The sequence below is a fragment of the Meiothermus granaticius NBRC 107808 genome, assembly GCF_003574355.1.
Taxonomy (GTDB): Bacteria; Deinococcota; Deinococci; order Deinococcales; family Thermaceae; genus Meiothermus; species Meiothermus granaticius.
Genome location: NZ_QWLB01000007.1, coordinates 39,062 through 60,265, shown reverse-complemented (window position 1 = coordinate 60,265; position 21,204 = coordinate 39,062). Strand labels below are relative to the sequence as shown.

Below are 21,204 nucleotides of genomic sequence, written 5' to 3'. Positions count from 1 at the left end.
TGTCCTCGATTAGGGTTCACGCATCTGCCGAGCGAAACGGTCTCCGATTTCCATCACCGCCCCAGCCAGCTCAGGGATACGCTCATCGGGAATGCGGCTCAGAGGCCCACACAGGCTTAGGGCGGCCACCACCGCACCTGAGCTGCCCCGCAGCCCTACAGCCAGGCAGCGCACCCCCTCGGCATATTCCTGGTCGTCCAAAGCATAGCCTTGGTGGCGAACGCGCCCCAGTTCGCGTTCCAGCGCCTCTCTGGCGGTCAGGGTATGGGGGGTACAGGCCTCGAGACCCGCATAGGCCAGGGTTTCCTCGAGCATGGCCGAGCGGAAATCAGCCAGAAAAACCTTCCCCACCGCAGTGCAGTGCAGCGGAACCGGGGTGCCCACCGGATTGGAGACCCGTACCATTGACGGGGCCTCGAGCTGGCTCAGGTAAATCGCCGATGTGCCGTATAAAGCGGCCAAGCTGGCCGTCTCACCGGTGACTTCAACCAGGGCCTCGAGGTGCGGCTTGGCAAAGCGGCCAAACTCATACTTGAGCAACATCGCCCGGTTGATCTCGGCAATCCCACGACCCACCCCATAGCGCTTGGACTGCGGGTACTGCACCACGTACCCCAGGCTCATCAAGGTCTGCACCAACCGGTGAACGGTACTGGGGGGCAGCCCAACCTGCGCCGCCAGTTCACTGATGGCCAAAGGACCCCGGCTTCGGGCAAAGATCTCGATGAGCTGCAAAGCCCGCTCCACGGCCCGTACCGTGCTGGAGGCTTCCGAGGTTTCGGGGGATACGCTTCGTGCCATCAGGCCCACATCCGCATACTTTGAACGCTGTTCATGCTACCGTACAGGAAGCTCACAAACTCAGCCCGCCGCTGCCCAGCCCGTTCCCTGGCCTCCCGCACGGCCTCGTCACCAAACCAATAGGAAGCGATGAAGGGCCCCCGGAAGGGGTGTGCCGCAAAGCGCAGGCGGCCCTCGAGCCAGGTTTCCTGTGGGAAAGCCACCTCACGCAGGAATTCCCGTACCTTCTCCAACGGCCACCCCTCTTCCATCTGATACCAGGCCGCGCTGGTCGCGGCAGCCGTGCGCAATCGGCGCAGGGTGAGGTGCAGCGCATCATCGGAGGTCTCAACCCAGTCAATGAGGTGAATCCCTTGGTCGCCAATGCCCTCCTGAATGGCACCCACCACAGTGTTCGCGGTACACAGCAGCACATCTGGAGAGCTTTCGCCGCGCCGGGCGGCTTCCCAGGTGTAGAGCAGTTGGGTGGAGTGCCCTGGAAACACCTCGTGGCACACCAGGTGCTTGAGCCCTGAAGGAGTGAAGCGCAGATCGGCGTTGAGGTCCATCTGACCCTGGTTGAAGCTACAGCGAGCACTGTAGGGCACCCCTCGTACCAGGTTGAGCCGCATGGTGTAGTCCCCAGTTGGAAACACCTGGGCATCGGTGCGTTGCTGGGCCTCGGTCATCAGGGAGTGAAACAGCGATTCAAGCTGCTCTGGCTCCACAAAGCGTTCACCCTCCCAGCGGGCCGCCCGCTGGGCTAGGGGGCCTTGGCGATACCCCATTCCGCTCAGCAGCCGGTCTAGCTCAGACTGTAGCGCCTCGAGTCGATCGGGGGCCACCGGGGCTGCGGGTACCCCTACCAACCGCTCCAGCTTCTCGGCAAAGCCCAGCTCCTGTCCAGCAAAGAGCTGAGCTGCAGCCCGCAGCGAATCGGTCATATCCAAGAGAAACTGGCGCCGGGGCCCCTGAGGATAGGCACGGGCTTCCTGCTCCAAGCCCTCGAGGCGCTCAAGGACCTCTCCCCAACTGGAAAGCGGGTCAGGGGGCACCCATGCGCTGCCCAGGTAGATGGGGACTAAACCTTCCGAGTCGAGGGCTCCCTGACCTCCCGAGAGGTGGCGCTCGAGGCGATCCATTCCCATAGCTAACGCGGTCAGTCGTCGCCCTAGGTCGAAATCCTGCTCTTGGGTTTGGGGCTGGGGGTTGGTCATCAGCAGTCCTCCGCAAAACCAGCATTATTCCGTAGAGTGGAATTCCTATCTCCTTGGAAGTCGTTGACAATCTTACCCTATCTCGGTAAAGTTGCAATCACATCCATCTCAAAAGACTCCTTTTTCACGGAGTGAGATGAGGTATAGAAAGGGAGGAAGCAATGGGATTAGCAATGCGCCTCAAGCCGTTTGCAGCACCCCTGCTGGGTTTATTTATTCTACTAGGCGGAATGGTGTCGGCCCAGGACCGAGGAGGCACCTTGACGGTGGCTCTGGGGTATGATCTCGATACCCTCGATCCCTACGCCAGCGGCTTCCTCACCGACGTACAGTCCACCTTTTTGGAGCCTCTGGTCTACCCGGATGAAAATGCCAAGTTCCAGCCGGCCTTAGCGGTAGAAGTCCCTACCCTGGCCAACAAGGGCATCCGGATCACCGACAATGGCAAGAAGATGATCGTGACCTACAAACTCCGCCCTGGAGTGAAATGGGCCGATGGAGAGCCGGTAACCTCAGCGGATGTGAAGTTTACCTGGGAGGCCATCAAGGATCCCAAGTACCTCGGCCCTGAAAAAGACGGTACCGAAGAAATCGAGCGGATCGAGACCCCCGACCCCCTTACCGCGGTGATCTACTACAAGCAGATCTTCTCAGGGTTTAAGTCGGCCCTGTTCAGCTATGGCATTCTGCCCAAGCATGTCCTCGAGGGCAAAGATCTGAACAAGGATCCCTTTTGGGACAAGCCCTTCGGAGCCGGGCCTTTCCGCGTCACCGAGTTCAAGCGCGGCCAGTACGTAATTGTCGAGCGCAATCCCAACTACTGGCGTAAGGATGCCGCAGGGAACCAGCTTCCCTACATAGACCGCATCATCTTCAAGATCATCCCCAACACCAACACCACCGTCACCCAGCTCAAATCGGGAGAGGTGAACTTCGCCTACAACATCCCTTTTACCCTGGCCCCCAGCATCGACAACGTACCGGGGCTCAAGGTCATCAACGCCAAAACCCTGGCTTTCCGCCACCTCACCTTCAACTTCAAGAATGAGTTCTTGAAAGACTTGAACGTGCGCAAAGCCTTTGCCTATGGGGTTGATCGCGACTCCATCAATAAAGCCTTGGGCGGTTATCTCAAGCCCCTCAACACCTTCGTGGTCTCGAGCTTTGACTTTGCCAGCAACGCGGTACCCATCTACAAGTATGACCCGGCCAAGGCCAAGGCTGCACTCAAGGAAGCAGGGTTCAATCCCGGCCCCGATGGCATCATGGTCAAAGATGGCAAGCGGCTGAGCCTCAAGTTCATGACCCAGGCTGGGCGGGCCGAGTATGAACTGGCACAGCAGGTCATCATCGCGCAGATGAAGGCCGTGGGGGTTGAACTGATCCCCGACAACAAGAGTGGGGCTGCCCTCTCCGATGCCCGGCGCAAGGGCGGCTATGACGTGTGGTACTCTGGCTGGATTACCCCCGCTGACCCAATTGACTCCTACGTTTCGTTTTACACCACCAAGGGCTTTAACAACGGCAGCGGCTACTCCAATGCCACCGTGGACTCCTTCCTCGAGAAGGCCTCCCAGACCCTCGATCCTTCCCTGGTTACGCTCTATATGGCCCGGGTACAAAACCAGGTGCTGAGCGATCTGGCCACTTTGCCGCTTTTCGAGGCCCCACAGATCATCGCGGTGACCGAGAAGCTGCAAAACTTCAAACCCAACCCCACCAATCAAACCAACTTCCGCAACACCAGCGATTGGTGGCTTAAGAAGTAACCGGGGTTTTCCAACCCGCGCGAATCCGAATGAACTTCCCCCTCTACTTGGCCCGCCGGATCCTGAGCAGCATCCCCTTGCTGCTCGGGGTCTCTATCCTTCTCTACGGGGTACTGCATCTGGCCCCCGGTGGGCCGCTCGATGTGTATGCCGACAACCCCTCGGTTTCACCGGAAGCGCTCAAAAACCTCGAGCGTGAGCTCGGCCTCGACCAGCCCGTACCAGTGCAATACCTGCGCTGGCTCGGGGCTTTGCTGCGAGGGGAGTGGGGCTATAGCATCCGTTCTGGACGCCCGGTAGGTCTAGATATTTCCGAGCGGATCGGCCCGACCTTGATTCTAGGCGGCAGTGCCTTCACCCTGGCCCTGCTGGTGGCGCTGCCGCTGGGTATCCTGAGCGCCCTCAGGCGGTATAGCGCCCTTGACTACAGCTTCACCTTCTTATCGTTTCTGGGCATCTCAATGCCGATCTTCTGGCTGGCACTGATGCTTCAGGCCCTGTTCGCCGTTCGGTTACACCTGTTGCCTTCGGCAGGGCTCGAGACCATCGGGGATGGCAGCTTCCTGGATCGGTTGCGCCACCTGATCCTCCCGGCCTGTATCTTGGCCGTTGCCAACATCGCCAGTTGGGGCCGGTTTGTGCGCAGCTCAATGCTGGATGTGCTGGGATTGGACTACATCCGCACCGCACGGGCTAAGGGCCTTTCGGAGCGGGTGGTGGTCTACCGCCATGCTTTGAGAAATGCGCTGGTTCCTGTAATCACCATCATCGCCCTGGACTTTGCCGGAATCCTCTCCGGTGCCGTGGTCACCGAGACCATCTTTGCCTGGCCAGGCATGGGTCGGCTCTTCATCGAGGCCATGAACGGACGCGATTACCCGGTGCTGATGGCCCTGTTGATGATCGGGAGTCTAGCCTTGATCGCCACCAATGTCCTTACCGATTTGGTGTACTCCCTGGTTGACCCCCGGATTCGCTACGAGTAAACCCCATGAGCCAAGCCGTGCCCACCTCCCCCCCTAAGCTGCGCCCCAACGAGTCGTTTCTGGGCCAAGCCCTGCGCCGCTTCCGGCGCCACAAACTGGCCCAGGCTGGGCTGGTGGTGTTGATCCTGCTGGCCTTGATGGCGATCTTCGCTCCAGCCCTAACCCCCTACACCTTTGACGGGCAAGACCCCGCCTTGTTAGGCCAGCCCACCCCCCCTAGCCTCAAGCACCCCATGGGTACCGATCAGCTCGGGCGCGACAACGCCACCCGCATTTTGTATGGGGCTCGAGTATCTCTTTTGGTCGGTCTTTCCAGTGCCTTGGTGGCCACCTTGTTGGGCACCTTGATTGGAGCTCTTTCGGGGTTCTATGGCGGCTGGATCGATACCGCATTGATGCGCTTCACCGACATGGTGCTCTCTATCCCGGTGTTACCGCTGGTGATTGCCCTCTCGGGGTTTCTGCGGCCCAGTCTAGGGCTGTTGGTGTTGATCATCGGAGGCCTGGGCTGGATGAGCACTGCTCGACTGGTACGCAGCCAGTTCTTGAGCCTGCGCTCGAGGGAGTACGTCGAGGCTTCGCGGGCTCTAGGGGGGAGCAATGCTCGCATCATGTTTCGCCACATCTTGCCCAACGCTCTAGGGCCCATCGTAGTCAGCACTACCTTGGCTGTAGGCGGGGCCATCCTGCTGGAATCGGCCCTATCGTTTTTTGGCTTGGGTGTCCAGCCGCCCACCCCCACCTGGGGCAACCTGCTCAACGGTTCCTCAGACTGGCTCGAGACGGCTCCCTGGCTGGCCGCCTTTCCAGGGCTTTTTATCCTGATCACGGTGCTTTCGGTGAATTTTTTAGGAGATGGACTGCGAGACGCCCTCGACCCCAGGCTGTAACTCCACTCCAAACAAGGGAGGCAGGTTTTGAAGATCACAATTATTGGTTCTGGTGCGATCGGTGGCTTGGCGGGGGCTTATATGACCCGTGCGGGCTACGACGTGGTGTTGGTGGATCAGTGGAAAGAGCATGTGGAAGCCATGAATACCCGTGGGCTCTACATTGACGGCATCCGCGGGGAGATGACCCTCCCGGTCAGAGCCCTGACCCCGGATCAACTGCCGGCTCACGTGGAGAGGAACGGCCCGCTCGAGGCGGTCTTAATTGCCACCAAGTCTCAGCATACCGAGGGGGCACTGCGGCAGATTCTGCCGCTGATCTCCCCCGAAACCTTCATCGTCAGCTTCCAAAATGGCTTCAACGAACCCCTGATCGCTCAAATCCTAAGCCAAGCCGGGTTGGGCGGGATGGAGCGGGTGGTGGGCTCGATTCCCAACTACGGTGGGGCTTTGGTGGACCCCGGCTATCTGGAGTTCGTCCACGAAGGGCCGATTCAGTTGGGCGAAATGAGCACACCGGAGTTCACCTCCAGACTCCTCCAGCTATCCCAGATGCTCGAGTCGCTGACTCAGGTCCAGCTCTCCTCCAATATCTGGGGGCAGATCTGGGCCAAGGAGGTCTACTCCCAGCAGGTGGTGTTTAGCGCTCTGGCCGACGCCCGAATTCATGAAACCCTGGGGGTCGAACGCTACGCCCGCATTGCAGGGGCGGTGGTGCGCGAAGCGCTCGAGATCGCTGAAAAAAACGGGATCGCGGTGGAAGCTTTTGATTTCTTCGATCCGGCCAACTACAAGCCCCAAACCCCCGCCGATACCCAGAAGCTCATTGCCAACATTCAACACGCCATCTGGCTGCTCAAAAAGGACCAGAACCCCACCCGGCATGAATTCAAGAAAAAGGGCTCGGGAATCTGGTGGGATATTGTCTACCGCAAACGGCCTTCTGAGGTAGGCGCCATGAACGGCAAGCTGATCGAGTATGGCCAGCGAGCCGGAGCAGATACGCGGTTGGTAGAGAAACTGGCCAACATGATTTTTGAAATTGAGCAGGGCCGGCGGCAGCTGGGGTTCCACAACTACGATGAGCTCGAGGCCTATGTCCGCAGCCTGGGAAAGGAGCTGCCATGAGCACAAAGCGGCTGGGTGTGGGGGTATTGGGGGCCCATGCCTGGGCTGAAAAAGCCCACCTGCCGGGATATGCAGCTTATGAGCGGGCTCGTCTGGTGGCCATTTGCGACCTTATACCCGAGCGGGCACAGGCCATGGCTCAGCGGTTTGGCATCGAGCGAGTGTACACCGATCCCCACGAGTTGCTGGCGGATCCCGAGGTGGAAATGGTGGACATTTGCACCCCCACCGACACCCATCTTCCCCTCAGCTATGCCGTGATTGAGGCTGGGAAGCATGTGCTGTGCGAGAAGCCCTTGGCTCGAGAAGCCAAAGATGCCTTCGCTGTAGCCAGGGCGGCCCAAGAGCGGGGCGTGCGAACCAAGCTGGGCTTTACCTTTCGCTATTCTCCTGCCATCCGGCAGATACAAAAGTGGATCGCAGACGGCACCCTGGGACAGATTTTCCACGTGCATGGGCTCGAGCAGAACTCACAGTTCCTCGATCCCTATTTCCCTCTGCGCCAGGTTCCTGAGGGGGCTGACTGGAACAGGCTTATCCCCAGCAGCATCGTCGGCTATGGGTCGCATCTTCTCGACTTGGTGCGCTGGTGTGTGGGGGAGTATAAGAGCGTGGCCTCAACCATGCGCAACTTCGTCCCTGAACGGGTGGTTCGGGGCTATGGGGACAACCTCCAGCGCATCGAGGTCGAGGATGGCGCTGTGGCCATCGCTGAGTTTGTCTCCGGGGCTCATGGGATGCTCCAAACCTCATACGTCGCTGTGGGCAACTACCCTGGGGTAGAGCTGCGGGTCTATGGCTCCAAGGGGGCGGCGGTCGCCCGGCTGGTCACCGAGTTTGGGGTGGCCGAGACCCTGCACTTTGCCACCCCGGATGAGGTGGAGTTCAAGCCTGTAGAACTGCCGGCCTCGGCCTATCCCCCTGGAACCGACCTACACACCCCCTGGCCTGAGCTCTATTACCGCAACTTGGTGCGGCACTTCGTAGACGAGATCCTGGATGACACCCCCGCAGAATGTACCTTTTACGACGGGGCCAAGAGCCAAGAAGCTGTAGACGCCATCGTACAGGCCCATCTCGAGCGGCGCTGGGTAGATTTGCCCCAGGAGAACCCCTCTTGAGCCTAGCTGTCCTGGTCGAGCAATTCCTGAGGCTGCATGCCGAGTTTCATCCGGTAGATGCAACCTTCATGGGCTTGGATGGACACGACGGTCGCCTGCCTCCGGCGGATACCGAGGCCCTCGAGCGCGAACACTCCATGCTGAGCCGGCTGGCGCAGGAAGCGGGGCGTCTGCCCGCGGGATCCTCGAGTGCGGAACGGTTGGAGCTCAAAATGCTGCGGGCTCAAGTTCACGTGGCCATTCGGGAGCTTCAGCATCGTCCGCGCTTCCACAACCCCACCTGGTATACCGGGGAAACCGCCTTCGGGATCATCTCGCTGCTCTTGCCCAGCGATCCGCCCCGCCATCCTGACTCCTTGCGGCAGCGGCTCGAGGCCATTCCAGGGTTTCTCGCCTCGGCCCAGTCCTGGCTGGGCCAGCGGGCCATCCCCCGCGACTGGGTGAGGCGGGCTAGGCTCGAGTGCGGCGCAATCGTTCGGCTCTTGGAACAGGGATTGCGGCTGCATCCCCTTTGGTCGGAGGCCCTCGAGCCCCCCATACGGTCTGCCTTGGCATCGGTTCGCCAGTTTACGGCCAATCTCGAGCATCACCCAGAGGCAAACCCCGCCAGCGGTGAGGAGTACCTTGAGTTTCTAATGCGCGAGGCCCATGGGCTGCCCTTTGGCCCCCAAGAAGCAGAACGGCTGGCGCTGGAAGGCTTCGAGCAATACCAAAGCGAGCTCGAGGCCATGGCCGCCAGGCTAGACGCTTCTCGCGGCTGGCGCGAACAACTGGCGGCTCTGGAAAACCAACATCCCCCCCTGGAGGGGGTCATCCCAACCTACGAATTCTGGAACCAGCAGGCCCTCGAGGCCGCCGAGGCCGCTGGACTGGTGACCCCGGCTCGGGAATACGGCCTGACCTTCCAAACCCTGCCCGAATGGGCTCGAAGTCTGGCCGGAGATCTTTATTTTCTCTTTTACCGCTCCCCTCCCGCCGGACGTGCCGGCTCGGGAAGCCCTTACTGGGTTTTTCCTCCAGCAGATCCCCTCGAGGCCTACCTGCGCGGACAAAATCTCGCCAGCATCAAGATCACCCACGTGGTTCATCATGGGTCCATCGGCCACCACACCCAAAACGCCCGTGCCAGGGCTTCTGGTGTGCGCTTGGGTCAGCTGGCTGGAACCGACTGCGCCTCGGGGATCGCCTTTCTGTCCGGCGGGACGATGATTGAGGGCTGGGCTTGTTACGTTCAAGACCTCATGAAGGAGGCCGAAGGCTTTTACACCCCCCAGGAGCAGCTGATGCTCAAGCATGCCGAGCTGCGCAACGCAGCCATGGGCCTGGCCGATATCCGGCTACATCGCGGCACCTGGGGGCTCGAGCAGGTGCGTCGCTTCTACCTCGAGGCGGTGGGGATGGCGGAGGGGCGGGTCTGGGCTGAAACCACCCGCAACTCCATCTACCCAGCTACCCGGCTCATGTACTGGCTCGGCACCCAGGCCATCCGCCAACTCAGACAAGCGGTCGGTGGGGAGCCCCGCGCCTTCCACGACCGACTGCTCTCCTTTGGCTCGCTACCGGTGGGCTGGGTGGCCGAGGAGTTGCACCGGGGCTAGGGCGGGTCCGTCTCGTTGGCAAAGCGGTAGACCTGACCAGGATTCATCGTCACAAAGCTGCCCGTCAAGGCCTCTTGGCTTTTCCTAAAGGGAAGCCTCCGGTTTCAATTTTCATCCGCCCACGAGCCATTCCTTGGCGGCCCCGGCAGGATTCGAACCTGCGACTTTCCGCTTAGAAGGCGGGTGCTCTATCCACTGAGCTACAGGGCCATGCCGAAGCAGTATAGCGCCCCCAACAGGGCTTAGCAATCTAGGACAGCAAAACCCGTCAACCCCTTGGGGTTTGCCTCTGCCCCAGCATGTGCTACACTTTTAGGGTTGCCTGACCCGAGTCGGGGCAGATTGTTTTCGGAGGAGTCATGAAACGCACCTGGCAACCCAATAAGCGCAAGCGAGCCAAAACCCACGGCTTCCGTGCGCGCATGAAGACCGCTAATGGCCGTAAGGTTTTGGCAAGGCGCCGCGCCCGGGGCCGCGTCAAGTTGACCGTCTCGAGCGAGCCCCAGCTCAAACGCTAAGCGGCTCGAGCTGAGCTTCCTCCCCGAATCGGGGAGGATTTTTCTAAGGGTGCGCCCATATGCCTTTTTCCTCTCTCAAAGGCGAGAAAGCCTTTCAGCGCATCCGGGCCGGGCGGGCTGGACGAGGCAGGCTGGTCTCGGTGCGCTGGTTTCCCCTGCGACCTACGGTAAGAAATCCTGTACGCATCGGAATCGTGGTCTCAAAAAAGGTTGGAAAAGCGGTGGTGCGGAACAAAATACGGCGCCGCCTGCGGGAGATGCTACGCCAGATGTATCTACCCCCTTGCGAGGCAGTGATCACCGCTCAGCCCGAAGCCGCAAGCGCCACATATTGGGAGTTGCTCCGCGACCTAAGCCATGCTTTAAAAAAGAGTGGGCTGGTACAATAGCGCGGGTCGGCTTGCTCTACCTTAATACCTGACCTTGGAGCCTGGTTTGTGAAACAACTGCTGATGGGCGGTATCCGCTTCTACCGGCGCTTTATCTCGCCGCTGAAGCCGCCTACTTGTCGTTTTTATCCGAGCTGTAGCTGTTATGCCCTCGAGGCCGTAGAGCGCCACGGTGCCCTGTGGGGCACTTATCTGGCAGTACGCAGAATTCTGAAGTGTCACCCTTTTCACCCCGGTGGCCTAGATTATGTACCCAGCCAGCGCCCCAGGATTCGCTGGAATCCTTTAGACGGCGTGCAAAAAATGGAGGAATGAATGAAACGTTGGTTGTGGTTGGTTAGTTTGGCTGTCTTTTTCGCTCCCGCCTTCGCCCTCAAGCCGGAGTGGCGACAACAGGATATCAACGCCGATGGCAAGGTGGAGCAGGTGGCTGTCACCAACCTAGCCGACATTGCCTTTAATGAGCAAGGCCAGATCGTGGGATGGTTTGTCAAGACCACCCGAGCTCAGGATTTCAAGGGGAACTATGGTCGCGCTGCCAATCTGGTCAAGGAGGGCATCACCCTGCCCGGAACCCTCTCCGACTTCAAGCCAGAGAAAAGCGAGTTTCTCCGCAGCGATCCCAACGATCCCAATGCAGACTTTATCGCCCGTTTCATCCAAGGCCCCACGGTACTGACTTACTCCATCCATCCGCGCTATCTGACCATAGACGTGGATGTCAAGACCCCTACCGCGCGTACCCTGACCTGGACCGGAATTGACCACACCACCACCCCCGTTACGAAGTGGTTGGCTCAGGGCAGCCAGCAGCCCACCGCTTCGGGTAGCGGGCTGGCCACCTACGTCTCCTGGCAAACCCAAGCCAAGTCCGGGTTTGCCATGGTGGTCCGGCCTTCCAGCCCCACCAACATCAAGATGAGCGTGGTGAACGGGGCTGGAATTGCCGAGATCCAAATCCCTGCGGGAGGCCTCAACCTCAAGGTCTATGGTGGAGCCAATGAGTTAGTACGGCTGCACGTCGAGCATTTCTACAGCCTGCCTGGGCTCTTCCAGCCCAACATCTGGGGCCAGATTTCACTGGGACTGCTGTGGGTTTTGGAAGAGTCGCACAAGATCGCGGGGGGCAGCTGGGTGTTGGCCATCGTGATCGTGACCGTGTTGCTACGCCTGCTGATGTGGCCCTTGATGCACCAGCAGTACAAAAGCATGGCGGAGATGCAAAAGATCCAGCCGCTGATGAAGAAAATTCAGGAGAAGTACAAAGACAACAAGGAGAAGCAGCAAGAAGAAACCATGAAGCTCTATCAGGAGCACAAGATCAATCCCTTAGCCGGATGCTTGCCGCTCTTGCTGCAAATGCCAATCCTTTTCTTGATGTACCGAATTATCGTGGGCTACGAGTTCGGCCAGGGCTTTTTATGGGTGCCAGATCTGGCCCTGCCCGATCCACTCTATATCCTGCCTGTGCTTTACATCTTGGTCTTGCTGGCCTCGACATGGCTTTCCTCAGCCGGCAACCGCGACACCCTGCGCCAGGGCATCCTGATGAACTTGGTGTTTGCCTTCCTGCTCTTTAGCTTTCCAGCCGGGGTCACCCTTTACTGGGTACTTTCAACCATCATCAGCGTGGGACAGCAATGGCTCATCAACAAGCAGCTGGGGATCAAGATGACCCCTGCCAAAAGCTGAGTCCAAAGCCAGCCGATTTGGGAATGCCCAGGTAACCCCAACGGTTTCGGTACATCCTCGAGGTCGGCGCTATTCGGTGCTGACCTCCTGAACTACCTGCTGATTGGCGGGTACGACCATGCGGAAGTGCAGGGCCGGGTCGGCCAGCAAGCGCAGCAAGCGCTCGGCTTTTTCGTCGCGCTCGGCCTCCCGCAGGGCATCCAAGTAAGCGCTCATCAGCTCGCGTACGTCGGCTATTCCTCGTTCGTCGAGGGGCTGCACCACCACCTTGGCTCCCTTCGCCAACCGGCGGCGCATCGCTTCCTCGGTGAGGCCCATCTCCTTCCAGTAGCGCAGATAGACGCGCCCACCGGTCATTCCTGAGCAAATCCAGGGGCCGGGGTCACCCAGCACCACTGCCCGGCCCCGGGTCATGTACTCGAAGGCAAAGCCCTTGGCCTGGGCCCTCGCGGCGATGTTCCCCAGCTCATCCTGTACGGGACGCTCGGGCTCCCCCGCCAGCACCACATCGGCCCCTGAAAGACGAATGCAGAAGCGGCTATCGGCCTGCCCCTCTACAATCAACATCCCTCCGATAGCTCCATAGGCAAAGGATTTGCCCACACTGCCGTCTACGTACTGCCCAAAGGGGTTGCGTCCTTTGAGGATGGCCACTCTGCCGCCATACGCGTTCTTGGCGATGCCGTCCTGAGCCCCGCCTTCGACGATGACCTCGAGCCCCTCCACGTTGAAGGCCGCCATACCGTTACCGGCCACCGAACCCGCATCAAAGCGGAGCTCCACCTTGGCTTCCCAGCCTTTGCCATACAACCGGCGGCGGGCAATCTCACCGGCCAGGTGGGTTCCCAGGGCCCGATCGGTGCTGCCTACAGGCCCCTCTTGGAACAGGAGCTCGCGCCCCCCTTCGGCATAAGCCTCCGTCACCACCTCGGTGATGCTGCGGGTGAGCTGGTTGAGCGGCTTGCGCAGGACATGCGCCGAGCGCTCCTCGAGCCACTCCGGAGCGGAAACCGGGGCAAAGAAGTAGGAGAGGTCCAGCGCTTCGGTGTGGGCTTCCTGGAACAGCAGATCGCTGCGCCCAACCAACTCCTTGAGCGAGGTCGCGCCCAGAGCGGCCACCAGCTTGCGCAATTCGGCAGCTTTGGCCGAGAAAAAGGCGACCAACTGCTCCACCGCCCGTTCGCGGTCTTGGGGCACGAAGCGCTTGAGGCCGTGGGACTGGGCCTGCTCGAGGGTTTCAATCTGGGTAGCAATCCCCACATGGCAGGTATCCATCTGGCACTGCCGGCAAATGGTACAACCGATGGCCACCATCGCCATGGTCGCCATCCCCACCCGATCGGCCCCCAGCAGGGCCATGCGCAAAACATCATAGGCAGTTTTGAGGCCTCCATCGGCCCAAAGCTCCACCCGGTCCCGCATCCCCGCGCGCACCAGGGCTCGGTGGGCCCGGCGCACCCCCAGTTCAACCGGCATACCGGCATACTTGAGCGCATGCCACCTTGCCGCCCCCGTACCGCCCTCGAATCCTGAAAGCGCAATGACGTCCGCTCCCGCTTTGGCGATCCCCACCGCGATGGTGCCAATTCCTGGGATCACCGGAACCTTGACCGAGACCTTGGCCTTGGGGTTGATCGTCTTTAGTTCCTCGATCAGCTGGGCCAGGTCCTCGATGGAGTATAGGTCATGGTTGTTCGAAGGCGAGATCAAATCCACACCGGGTACGGCATTGCGCGCCGCAGCCACCTTAGCGGTGACCTTCTTACCCGGCAGATGCCCCCCCTCGCCGGGCTTGGCTCCCTGCCCAATCTTGATCTCAATAAACCCAGCGGAGTTCAGCATGTACGCATGCGCCCCGAAGCGCCCAGAGGCCACCTGCTGACCGCGCCAGTGGGTGTATTTGCCCAGCATATCGGGGATCTCTCCCCCCTCGCCGTTGATGCAGACCATGTTGAGCTGTTGTACCGCCTCGACATAGGCCCGGAAGCTGGCCTCCCCCTGGGAGCCAAAGCTCATTGCGGTGATGACAAAGGGCAGCGAATGCCCCCCCACACTTAGGTCCACCTCTTCGGGGCCCACCTCGGATTTATCGAGGAACCGCACTCCCAAAAGCTGGCGGGCCGCCACCGGGGACTCGTGCTCGAGTCCCCGCACCTTTTCCTGAAAGTGCTCATAGGGCGACTCCCCCGCAGAGACCTCCATCGCGGCCTTGAAGATGCGCGAGTTAAAGCGGAAGTCCTTGGCCGGCAACACCTTCTCGGCATGCAGCCAGTTCAGGCGCTCGAGGGCGGTGCGCTCGAGCTCATGCAACCCGTACCCGGCCTGCTCCGAACCCAGGAAGTTGCGAACCCCCAAGATTTCGGCCAGATCCGGCTTGAGCCCAATGGCGCTGAAGATGCGCCCATACCCGCGCACCTCGTGGATGCCCATGGTCGAGATGACCTTTTCCAAGCCCTTCTTGAGGCCCTCGAGAAGGTTTTGGAGTCCTAGGGTTCCCCTGAGGGCCTGGGCTTTATGCGCCATCAACCAGGGGGTCACCGCATCCGCGCCCAAACCCAAGCAAACCGCCACATCGTGCAGGTTGCGAACCCCACCGGAGTGAACCAGGATCGAGGTGCGGCGGCGCAGGCTGATTCCCTCAGGGTCTCGAGCCTCCTCGAGGGCCCTCCCTACCGCTGAAAGCGCCAAGTAGGCATCCAACCAAACCCCACCCTCGAAGGCCTGGCGGTCCGACAAAACGATCAGCTCCGCCCCACCCCGAGCAGCCTCTATGGCGGTCTCTTGGAGGCGCTTGAGCCCAGCCGCAACCCCCTCCTCAATCGAGAACTGCAGCGGAATGATCACATGCTGGAAGCGCCGAAGGGCCTCTTCATGGGTAAGCGTGCCCTGACCTTGGACGATGGCGGCCACACTCGGGGCCGTTTCCTCGAGCAATACCGGCACCACCAGCTCTTCCACATGCCCGGCCCCACGCCCATCGGGAAGCGGGCGGCGCCCCAGGAGGGTGCGGGTCGAGAAGTGTTCAATCTCGCGCTCGCGGTCAATTGCCGGGTTGGTGACGACCGCCACCGTCTCTTTGAGGAACTCCGAGAGGTTGGGCTTCTCAGGGTTTAGAGCAGCAATGGGTCCATCGTACCCCAGCGAGCCAATCGGCTCGTTGCCGCTCTCGCTCAAGGCCTCGAGGTACCCTGCATCCCACCGATCCCAGCCATAGGCCCGCTCGAGGTTGAGGCTCGGCGGGGCCGGCTTTTCCTCAACTGCGGCCTCGCTGCCGCCAGCAAGCGGGGGTATGGATTCATAGCGGGGGCCTCCAAGGTGGGCGGCGTAGCCCTCGAGGCTATGAGCCTTGGAAAGTATGCGCTCCAGCACCAACCGCTGGTGGCGATCATAAGGGAACAACCGGGCACCATCAGGGGTCAAGCGCAGATAGGCCTTCTCCCCGGGGGCGAAAGGGCGTGGCTCCCCCACAAACTCCTCAACGGTGAATACCCCACGCTCGCTGCTGAAAACGTACTCCTCCTCGGTTTCCACAAACCATAGCGGGCGCAACCCCATCGCATCGGTGGCGAAAACCGCCTCCTCACGGTGACGGGTCACCAATGCCGCCGGGCCTTGGGCCAAGGCCCCCAAGCGCTGGCGCAGATTCATGTAGAGGTCTTGCAGGGCCGGGCTGTAGTTCTTGATCTCCCCTAGAATCGGCGGGAAGGTGAGGTCTATGGCCTCAGGCAGGGAAAGCCCAAAACGATAGAGCAACCCCTCCAGCATCCGGTTCAAATCCTGCGAGTCTGAACCTCCGGTGAGCGGGATCCCCAGGAAAGTCCCCTCCCGGCGCAGGCGCTCGATGGTGTTGATCTCACCGTTATGGCCGAGCAAACCAAATGGCTGCACCGCCTCAAATGTGCTCATGGTGTTGGTGGAGTAGCGATTGTGGCCTAGGGTGATGGCCGATTTGAACTCGGCTCGAGAAAGCTCAGGAAAATAGCGCTTCAGGATTTCAGCCGAGCCCCGCACCTTGTACACCACGCTGGCCGTTGAGAGCGAGACCACATGGACGGGGAAACGCTGCTCGAGCAAAACCCCCAGCTCCCACAGTGGCCCATCCCCATCGCTGGAGAGCCCCGCAACCTGATAAAACAGGGGCTCCGTGCGCCTGCCCACCGGGCCCAGCACCCGGGCGTTGGTCTCTCCTTTGCGCTCGGTGAGGAGTTTGATCCCACGCTTGCTGCCCTCTACCCGAAACAGGTCAAAGAGCTCCTGCACCCGGGCCCCTTCGCTCCGGGGCACAAAGAAGTGCCCCACGAAAAAGCGTGGGTTCTGGGCTAGATTGCTATCCAGCCCGGCCTCATAAAGATAGCTCGCCCAAAGCTCCCGGGGAAGGTCGGTTTGGATGCCGGTCCCATCCCCCTCCCCTCGAATTAGCCCCGCTCGGTGGGCCATTTTGTAGAGGCTGTCGAGGGCCCGTTGCACGTTGGAATGGCTGGGCTTGGCACTTTTCTCCACGACCGCAATGATCCCGCAGGCGTCTCGGCCATTTGGTATACCAGGATATGCTTTACTGAACTCGGTCACTCTTGCCTCCGGGCGCGCTTCAAGTTGAAGGGGGATGGCCGCGCATAAGTTTGCGCGGGTTTGAAGCAGTATACGGAGGGGTTTTTATCTCGTCAATCGCAAGCCGATAAAAACCCGCCCAAAGCCCGTTCTGCAAAACCCGGGGCCATCCAGGGGCACACTCAAAAACCCGAACCTGATCGCATTTTGTTGACAGTGGTTCAGCTCAGCCCCTACAATGCACTTATTTAGGATAAGGAAGCGTTGCGCCGAGGAGGTATCGTGGAAACGCTGCGCGTATCTGGCAAGTCCCGTCCCAATTCCGTCGCCGGTGCCATTGCCGCGCTGCTACGCTCACAAAGCGAGGTCGAGGTCCAGGCCATCGGCCCTGACGCTGTGAACCAGGCTGTCAAGGCCATCGCCATCGCTCGAGGTTACATTGCCCCCGATAACCTGGATTTGGTGGTCAAGCCCGCTTTTGTCAAGCTCGAGCTCGAGAGCGAGGAGCGTACCGCGCTGCGCTTCACCATTCGCAGCCAGCCGCTAGCCCCCTGAGGCGGGGGCATTTGTACCCAATCCAGCCTAGTAAGCTGGGTCTCAGCGAGCTGACCCCACATTTGCTACCGTATAGCTTGGGAGGTGATAGACAATAATCTTTACACCTGCATACCTGCTGGTCATCTTGGTTTTTATCGCCACACTGATCATCCAGTTTTGGCTACAAGCCACCTATGCTCGATACAGCCGGATAGCCAACTCGAGGGACCTAACCGGAGCTGAGGTCGCCAAAGCCATCTTGGATGCTTACGGTCTACAAAATGTTCGGGTTGAGCCCACCCCAGGGGCCCTCACCGATCACTACGACCCCACCACCAAAACCGTACGCCTCTCTGAACCCAACTACGCCTCACCCTCGGCTGCGGCTTTGGCGGTAGCGGCCCACGAGGTCGGGCACGCCATTCAAGATGCTAAGGGCTATGCCCCGTTGCGCATCCGTCACGCCATTTTGCCGGTGGCCAACCTCGGCAGCACCCTGGGACCCTGGATCTTCATCATCGGCTTGTTCATGAATGCTACCGGGCTGATGAGCATCGGCATCTGGTTGTTCGCGGCCGCCGCTTTGTTTCAGCTCATCACCCTACCGGTTGAGTTCGATGCCTCGAGCCGAGCCCTGGTCAACCTCAGGAAGATGAACTTCCTGAGCCCCGGTGAGATGGGAGGGGCCCGGGCCGTGCTCACCGCTGCGGCCATGACCTACGTGGCTGCGCTGGCCAACTCCTTGGCCCAGATCCTCTACTACGTCTCGATTGTGCAGGGCCGCCGGGAGGAATGAGCCGGTAGGCGCGGAGCTTCCGCAAACCCAATTCGCCGCTCCGTCCGCCCGCTGAGGCGGACGGTTTTGCTGAGGGTCCCTAGGGCCCCTCCTGGGCCGACGGCTGCTCCTCGAGCAGCTGGTAGAACCCTCGAGCGTTGTGCAGATAGTGGGCCAGAATCCCCGGAATCAAGCTACCGGTAAGGTGATAGGTGGCCCCAAACAACAGCCCACCCAGGAAGATAAACACGGGGTAGCTCCAGGCTCGCCGATCGGTCACGGGGTGCAGCAGGGCAAACACCCCCGCCTGAAGCCCCACCCCCACCCAGCCCCCGAACAGCGCGTTCTGAAGCGCTCCCCGGAACAAGGTTTCCTCGCCCAGCCCAGAAGCCAGGGCCAGAATCAGGGCCTGGGGGTGGGTCATGCCCTGGGAACGCAGCACCGCACCGATCTGGGCGTGTAGGGCCTCGGAAGCCTTAAAGCTGTTGGGAAACAACCGGGAGAAAAGCCGCTCGAGACCCATTAGGCCGTAGAACAGCAGGAGAAAGGCCACCAGATCCCGCAGCGGGTCGGGCCTCCCCAGCACCGGGTATCCCGCCAGGGCCATCCAGGTTGAGCCCAGCAGAAATAGCCCCAGCTGAAGCAGCGAGAAAATCCGAAACATTGGCCTTGTGCGCCCCCCAGCTTAGGGGCTAAGCCCCCTCTGAGCCGATATTGAAGCCCTGCTCGAGCAGCTTGTTGGGGTATGCCCGAAACGCCAACAGGGTCTGGGTTCGGGCAATTCCCTTGAGCTTGCGCAGCCCCAGCGTCACAATGTCGTCCAGCTGTTCAAAATCCGCAAAGCGCAACACCGCCACCAGATCCCACTCCCCGGTCACCGAATAAACCTCGGCCACCCCAGGAATCTCGGCTACCGCTTCGGCGGTCTCGGCGGTGGCATCCCGTGCAGTCTGGATCAGCACAAAGGCGGTAATCATGTGGCCATGATACTTCTGCTTCCGGGCTTATTCGAGCTCCGGTAGCTCAGGACCAACCTGACCCCAGCGAATCCGGGCCTCGATGAAGTCTTCCTCCTCCGCCGGTATGCCGGCCAGATCACGAAGCTGAAGGAGTTGCCCAATTCGGGCCATGGCCTCAGCCAAAGGGCCTTGCAGCACCCGCAGCAACAAGTCATCCGAAAGGTCGGCCCGATTGGAAAGCTCGTGATCGAGGGCCTCGAGGGTGGTGTAAAAGCGTGCCGTCTCCCCCGGAGGGTCTAAAGCCCTGAGGTCGGTATGGTAACCATAATCGCCGGTCTGAAGCACCAGCAGAGCATAGATCAACCCACTGTTGGTCTGTTGCAGGATACCCTGAGGGGTAGGAGCCCCATCCCGTCCTTCGAATCCCCAGAAGCTTTCGGGTATGCCCCGAAGGGTCCGCCGCATCCGATAGGCCAGGGTTGCCAGGATATGCCGCAACGCCTCCTGTCCGTTCATGAGGCCCCCTCCAGAATCAATTTTGGCCTGAAGCGCAGCACATCGGCAGAAACAAAGTGCAGGGGAATCCCGTTCCAATCCTGCGGTAAGCGGGCCGGGTCCGCCCCATGCAAGTGGCCGTAAACCACACAGGAGGGTCGGTAGGCATCGATCAGCTCGGTGAAGCCGGTAGGACCGCCGCTGGCAGAGTAGGGTGGGTAATGCAGGGCCACCACCAGGTGTTGATAGGCCAGAGAGCGGGTGCTGGCTAGGGAGAGCTCGAGGCGCTCGAGCTCACGCCGGTAGATCTTCTGGTCTTCCTCCCCAAAACCATAGCTCCCAGGGGTGTCCCAGCCTCGGCTTCCCGCAATCGCCAGATCCCCGATCAGCAGGGAATCGTTTTGCAGGGCGTGCATCTTGGCGGGCAAAATCTGGCGCAGCCGGGTGATGGAGGGCCACCAGTAGTCGTGGTTCCCCCGCAGCAAAACCTTGGTACCGGGAAGCTGCTGAAGGTCCTCGAGGTCCAGCATGGCTTCCTTTAGCCTCATGGCCCAGGAGATGTCCCCGGCCACAATCACCAGGTCGTCCTCTTGCACCACCTCGCGCCACCGGCTGAATACCGCCTGAGGATGGCCTTCCCATAGGGGTCCAAACACGTTCATGGGCTTGGGGAAACCCCTCGAGAGGTGAAGATCGGCAATGGCAAATACACGCATAAGCAGGGTTCGGGCCTGGGCTCGGCGGAGCCCGAGAGCGGGTTTTAGTGTGGTGGGCCAGGCGGCCAGAGTCAAGGGCGGTTATGTAATGGTCAGAACCTGGCTCGAGCGGTAAGGTAGAAGGATGAAGGACGAGGGCCCTGATGCGCTCTTCCAGTATGCCATTCGGATCCTGGCCGCACGGGCTTACTCCGAGGCGGTGCTGCGGCGCAAGCTGACCCGGCGGGCCCAGCCTGAGGTGGTCGAGCCGGTGATCGGCCAGCTCAAGGCCCTGGGCTACCTCGAAGATGCTCAGTATGCCGAGGGGTACGCCCGAATGTACGCCGGGCGCTGGGGCAGGGCCAAGGTTCGCCGAGGGTTGCTGCAGAAAGGGGTCAGCCCGGCGGTGGTGGACCGGGTGCTGGACCAGCTCGAGCCTGAAAACGACCCGGTGAGCCAAGCGGTGGGGCTGCTCGAGCGCCATCAGGCCCGCTACAAGGGCAACAAGTCCAAGGCCATTCGTTTTTTGGTCGGGCGGGGCTATGCCCTGGGAGAGGCGCTCGAGGCCTGGCAACGCTTTACCTCCCCTGGATGAATCGCTGCGCGGTAAACTGCTGGGGATATGCCTACCGTGCGATCGGAACTGTTTATTCCCCAGCCTCCAGCCCAGGTGTACGCCGCCGCTAAGGATCTAGAAGGGCTCAAGCCCTTCCTCAAGGACGTGGAGAGCCTGCGGGTCCTCGAGGCCCACGGAAGCCGCTCGAGATCAGAATGGGTGGCGGTAGCAATGGGCAAAAAAGTGCGCTGGATTGAGGACGAGGAATGGTTTGACAGCGAGCTGCGCAACACCTTTTCCAGTGCACAGGGGGATTTCGACAAGTACCAAGGCGCCTGGCGTTTTCTGCCCGAGGGCCAGGGCACCAGGGTGGTGCTCGACCTCGAGTATGAGCTCAATATCCCCATCTTCGGGGGCCTTTTGCAGAAGCTGATCCTCAAGCTGATGCAGGAAAACTGCGATGGGCTGCTGCAAGGGCTTAAAGAACGCTGTCAGGCGGCGTGATGTGCTACACTTGAGGGCATGATCTTTGCTCCACGATGTTAGGCTGG

General features: G+C 60.7%; 21 protein-coding genes and 1 tRNA gene. 14 read left to right on the top strand and 8 right to left on the bottom strand.

Translation table 11 applies throughout. The features are described from left to right. Positions 1–9: 9 nt before the first annotated feature. Both Mgrana_RS03835 and Mgrana_RS03830 read right to left on the bottom strand, forming a co-directional pair. On the bottom strand, positions 10–801 hold the full coding sequence (locus Mgrana_RS03835; protein WP_119356279.1) for an IclR family transcriptional regulator: 792 nt from the start codon (positions 799–801) through the stop codon (positions 10–12). Further along, positions 801–1,997 carry a hypothetical protein gene (locus tag Mgrana_RS03830; protein ID WP_119356278.1) on the bottom strand — a complete coding sequence of 399 codons (1,197 nt, stop codon included), beginning with the start codon at positions 1,995–1,997 and terminating at the stop codon, positions 801–803. Before Mgrana_RS03830 ends, Mgrana_RS03835 begins: the two co-directional genes overlap by 1 nt. A 266-nt stretch (positions 1,998–2,263) precedes the next feature. Between Mgrana_RS03830 and Mgrana_RS03825 the strand changes: the two genes are divergently transcribed. From Mgrana_RS03825 to Mgrana_RS03800, 6 genes are read left to right on the top strand one after another with little or no spacing between them, the layout of a single operon-like run. Further along, on the top strand, positions 2,264–3,766 hold the full coding sequence (locus Mgrana_RS03825) for an ABC transporter substrate-binding protein (protein ID WP_240631239.1): 1,503 nt from the start codon (positions 2,264–2,266) through the stop codon (positions 3,764–3,766). A gap of 29 nt (positions 3,767–3,795) precedes the next feature. Beyond that, positions 3,796–4,752 carry an ABC transporter permease gene (locus Mgrana_RS03820; protein WP_119356277.1) on the top strand — a complete coding sequence of 319 codons (957 nt, stop codon included), beginning with the start codon at positions 3,796–3,798 and terminating at the stop codon, positions 4,750–4,752. Between the two features lie 5 nt (positions 4,753–4,757). Beyond that, the gene (locus Mgrana_RS03815; RefSeq protein WP_119356276.1) at positions 4,758–5,642 is read left to right on the top strand and encodes an ABC transporter permease; all 885 of its coding nucleotides are present in this window, start codon (positions 4,758–4,760) and stop codon (positions 5,640–5,642) included. Positions 5,643–5,669: 27 nt separating this feature from the next. Beyond that, positions 5,670–6,770, top strand: a complete 1,101-nt coding sequence (locus Mgrana_RS03810; RefSeq protein ID WP_119356275.1) for a ketopantoate reductase family protein — start codon at positions 5,670–5,672, stop codon at positions 6,768–6,770. After that, on the top strand, positions 6,767–7,891 hold the full coding sequence (locus Mgrana_RS03805; RefSeq protein ID WP_119356274.1) for a Gfo/Idh/MocA family protein: 1,125 nt from the start codon (positions 6,767–6,769) through the stop codon (positions 7,889–7,891). The genes Mgrana_RS03810 and Mgrana_RS03805 overlap by 4 nt, the downstream gene beginning before the upstream one ends. After that, positions 7,888–9,489 carry a DUF885 family protein gene (locus Mgrana_RS03800; protein ID WP_206075041.1) on the top strand — a complete coding sequence of 534 codons (1,602 nt, stop codon included), beginning with the start codon at positions 7,888–7,890 and terminating at the stop codon, positions 9,487–9,489. Before Mgrana_RS03805 ends, Mgrana_RS03800 begins: the two co-directional genes overlap by 4 nt. 134 nt (positions 9,490–9,623) lie before the next feature. Here Mgrana_RS03800 and Mgrana_RS03795 read toward each other — a convergent pair. Next, positions 9,624–9,699 (bottom strand) — tRNA-Arg (locus Mgrana_RS03795). Between the two features lie 149 nt (positions 9,700–9,848). Here Mgrana_RS03795 and rpmH point away from each other — a divergent pair. From rpmH to Mgrana_RS03775, 4 genes are all read left to right on the top strand, one after another. Continuing rightward, positions 9,849–10,007: a 50S ribosomal protein L34 gene (gene rpmH, locus Mgrana_RS03790; RefSeq protein ID WP_119356272.1), complete on the top strand. Its 159-nt coding sequence runs from the start codon at positions 9,849–9,851 to the stop codon at positions 10,005–10,007. A 59-nt stretch (positions 10,008–10,066) separates the two neighbouring features. Beyond that, entirely contained in the window at positions 10,067–10,396 is a 330-nt protein-coding gene (gene rnpA / locus Mgrana_RS03785; protein ID WP_119356271.1) for a ribonuclease P protein component, read from the top strand. Positions 10,397–10,459: 63 nt separating this feature from the next. Further along, positions 10,460–10,711: a membrane protein insertion efficiency factor YidD gene (yidD, locus tag Mgrana_RS03780; protein ID WP_119356313.1), complete on the top strand. Its 252-nt coding sequence runs from the start codon at positions 10,460–10,462 to the stop codon at positions 10,709–10,711. Beyond that, positions 10,712–12,088, top strand: coding sequence for a YidC/Oxa1 family membrane protein insertase (locus Mgrana_RS03775; protein ID WP_119356270.1), 1,377 nt, complete (start codon positions 10,712–10,714; stop codon positions 12,086–12,088). It abuts the gene before it with no gap. A gap of 69 nt (positions 12,089–12,157) precedes the next feature. Here Mgrana_RS03775 and Mgrana_RS03770 read toward each other — a convergent pair whose 3' ends face one another. Next, the gene (locus Mgrana_RS03770; protein ID WP_119356269.1) at positions 12,158–16,657 is read right to left on the bottom strand and encodes a glutamate synthase-related protein; all 4,500 of its coding nucleotides are present in this window, start codon (positions 16,655–16,657) and stop codon (positions 12,158–12,160) included. 261 nt (positions 16,658–16,918) lie between these two features. Here Mgrana_RS03770 and Mgrana_RS03765 point away from each other — a divergent pair, with 261 nt between their 5' ends. Further along, on the top strand, positions 16,919–17,191 hold the full coding sequence (locus tag Mgrana_RS03765) for a stage V sporulation protein S (protein ID WP_119356268.1): 273 nt from the start codon (positions 16,919–16,921) through the stop codon (positions 17,189–17,191). Between the two features lie 97 nt (positions 17,192–17,288). Beyond that, positions 17,289–17,969 carry a zinc metallopeptidase gene (locus Mgrana_RS03760; protein ID WP_119356267.1) on the top strand — a complete coding sequence of 227 codons (681 nt, stop codon included), beginning with the start codon at positions 17,289–17,291 and terminating at the stop codon, positions 17,967–17,969. Positions 17,970–18,048: 79 nt separating this feature from the next. Here the strand turns inward: Mgrana_RS03760 and Mgrana_RS03755 are convergent, their stop codons facing one another. From Mgrana_RS03755 to Mgrana_RS03740, 4 genes are read right to left on the bottom strand one after another with little or no spacing between them, the layout of a single operon-like run. Then, positions 18,049–18,612, bottom strand: a complete 564-nt coding sequence (locus Mgrana_RS03755; protein ID WP_119356266.1) for a CPBP family intramembrane glutamic endopeptidase — start codon at positions 18,610–18,612, stop codon at positions 18,049–18,051. 28 nt (positions 18,613–18,640) lie between these two features. After that, positions 18,641–18,925, bottom strand: coding sequence for an Lrp/AsnC ligand binding domain-containing protein (locus Mgrana_RS03750; RefSeq protein ID WP_119356265.1), 285 nt, complete (start codon positions 18,923–18,925; stop codon positions 18,641–18,643). A gap of 27 nt (positions 18,926–18,952) precedes the next feature. Beyond that, a complete protein-coding gene (locus tag Mgrana_RS03745; RefSeq protein ID WP_119356264.1) occupies positions 18,953–19,423 on the bottom strand; it encodes a hypothetical protein in 471 nt (156 codons plus the stop codon). Further along, entirely contained in the window at positions 19,420–20,118 is a 699-nt protein-coding gene (locus tag Mgrana_RS03740) for a metallophosphoesterase (RefSeq protein ID WP_119356263.1), read from the bottom strand. The genes Mgrana_RS03745 and Mgrana_RS03740 overlap by 4 nt, the downstream gene beginning before the upstream one ends. Before the next feature lie 124 nt (positions 20,119–20,242). On the opposite strand from Mgrana_RS03740, the gene Mgrana_RS03735 reads away from it, so the two are divergent. Continuing rightward, positions 20,243–20,692: a regulatory protein RecX gene (locus tag Mgrana_RS03735; protein ID WP_119356262.1), complete on the top strand. Its 450-nt coding sequence runs from the start codon at positions 20,243–20,245 to the stop codon at positions 20,690–20,692. 27 nt (positions 20,693–20,719) lie between these two features. Further along, a complete protein-coding gene (locus tag Mgrana_RS03730; RefSeq protein WP_119356261.1) occupies positions 20,720–21,157 on the top strand; it encodes a type II toxin-antitoxin system RatA family toxin in 438 nt (145 codons plus the stop codon). Positions 21,158–21,204: the final 47 nt, after the last annotated feature.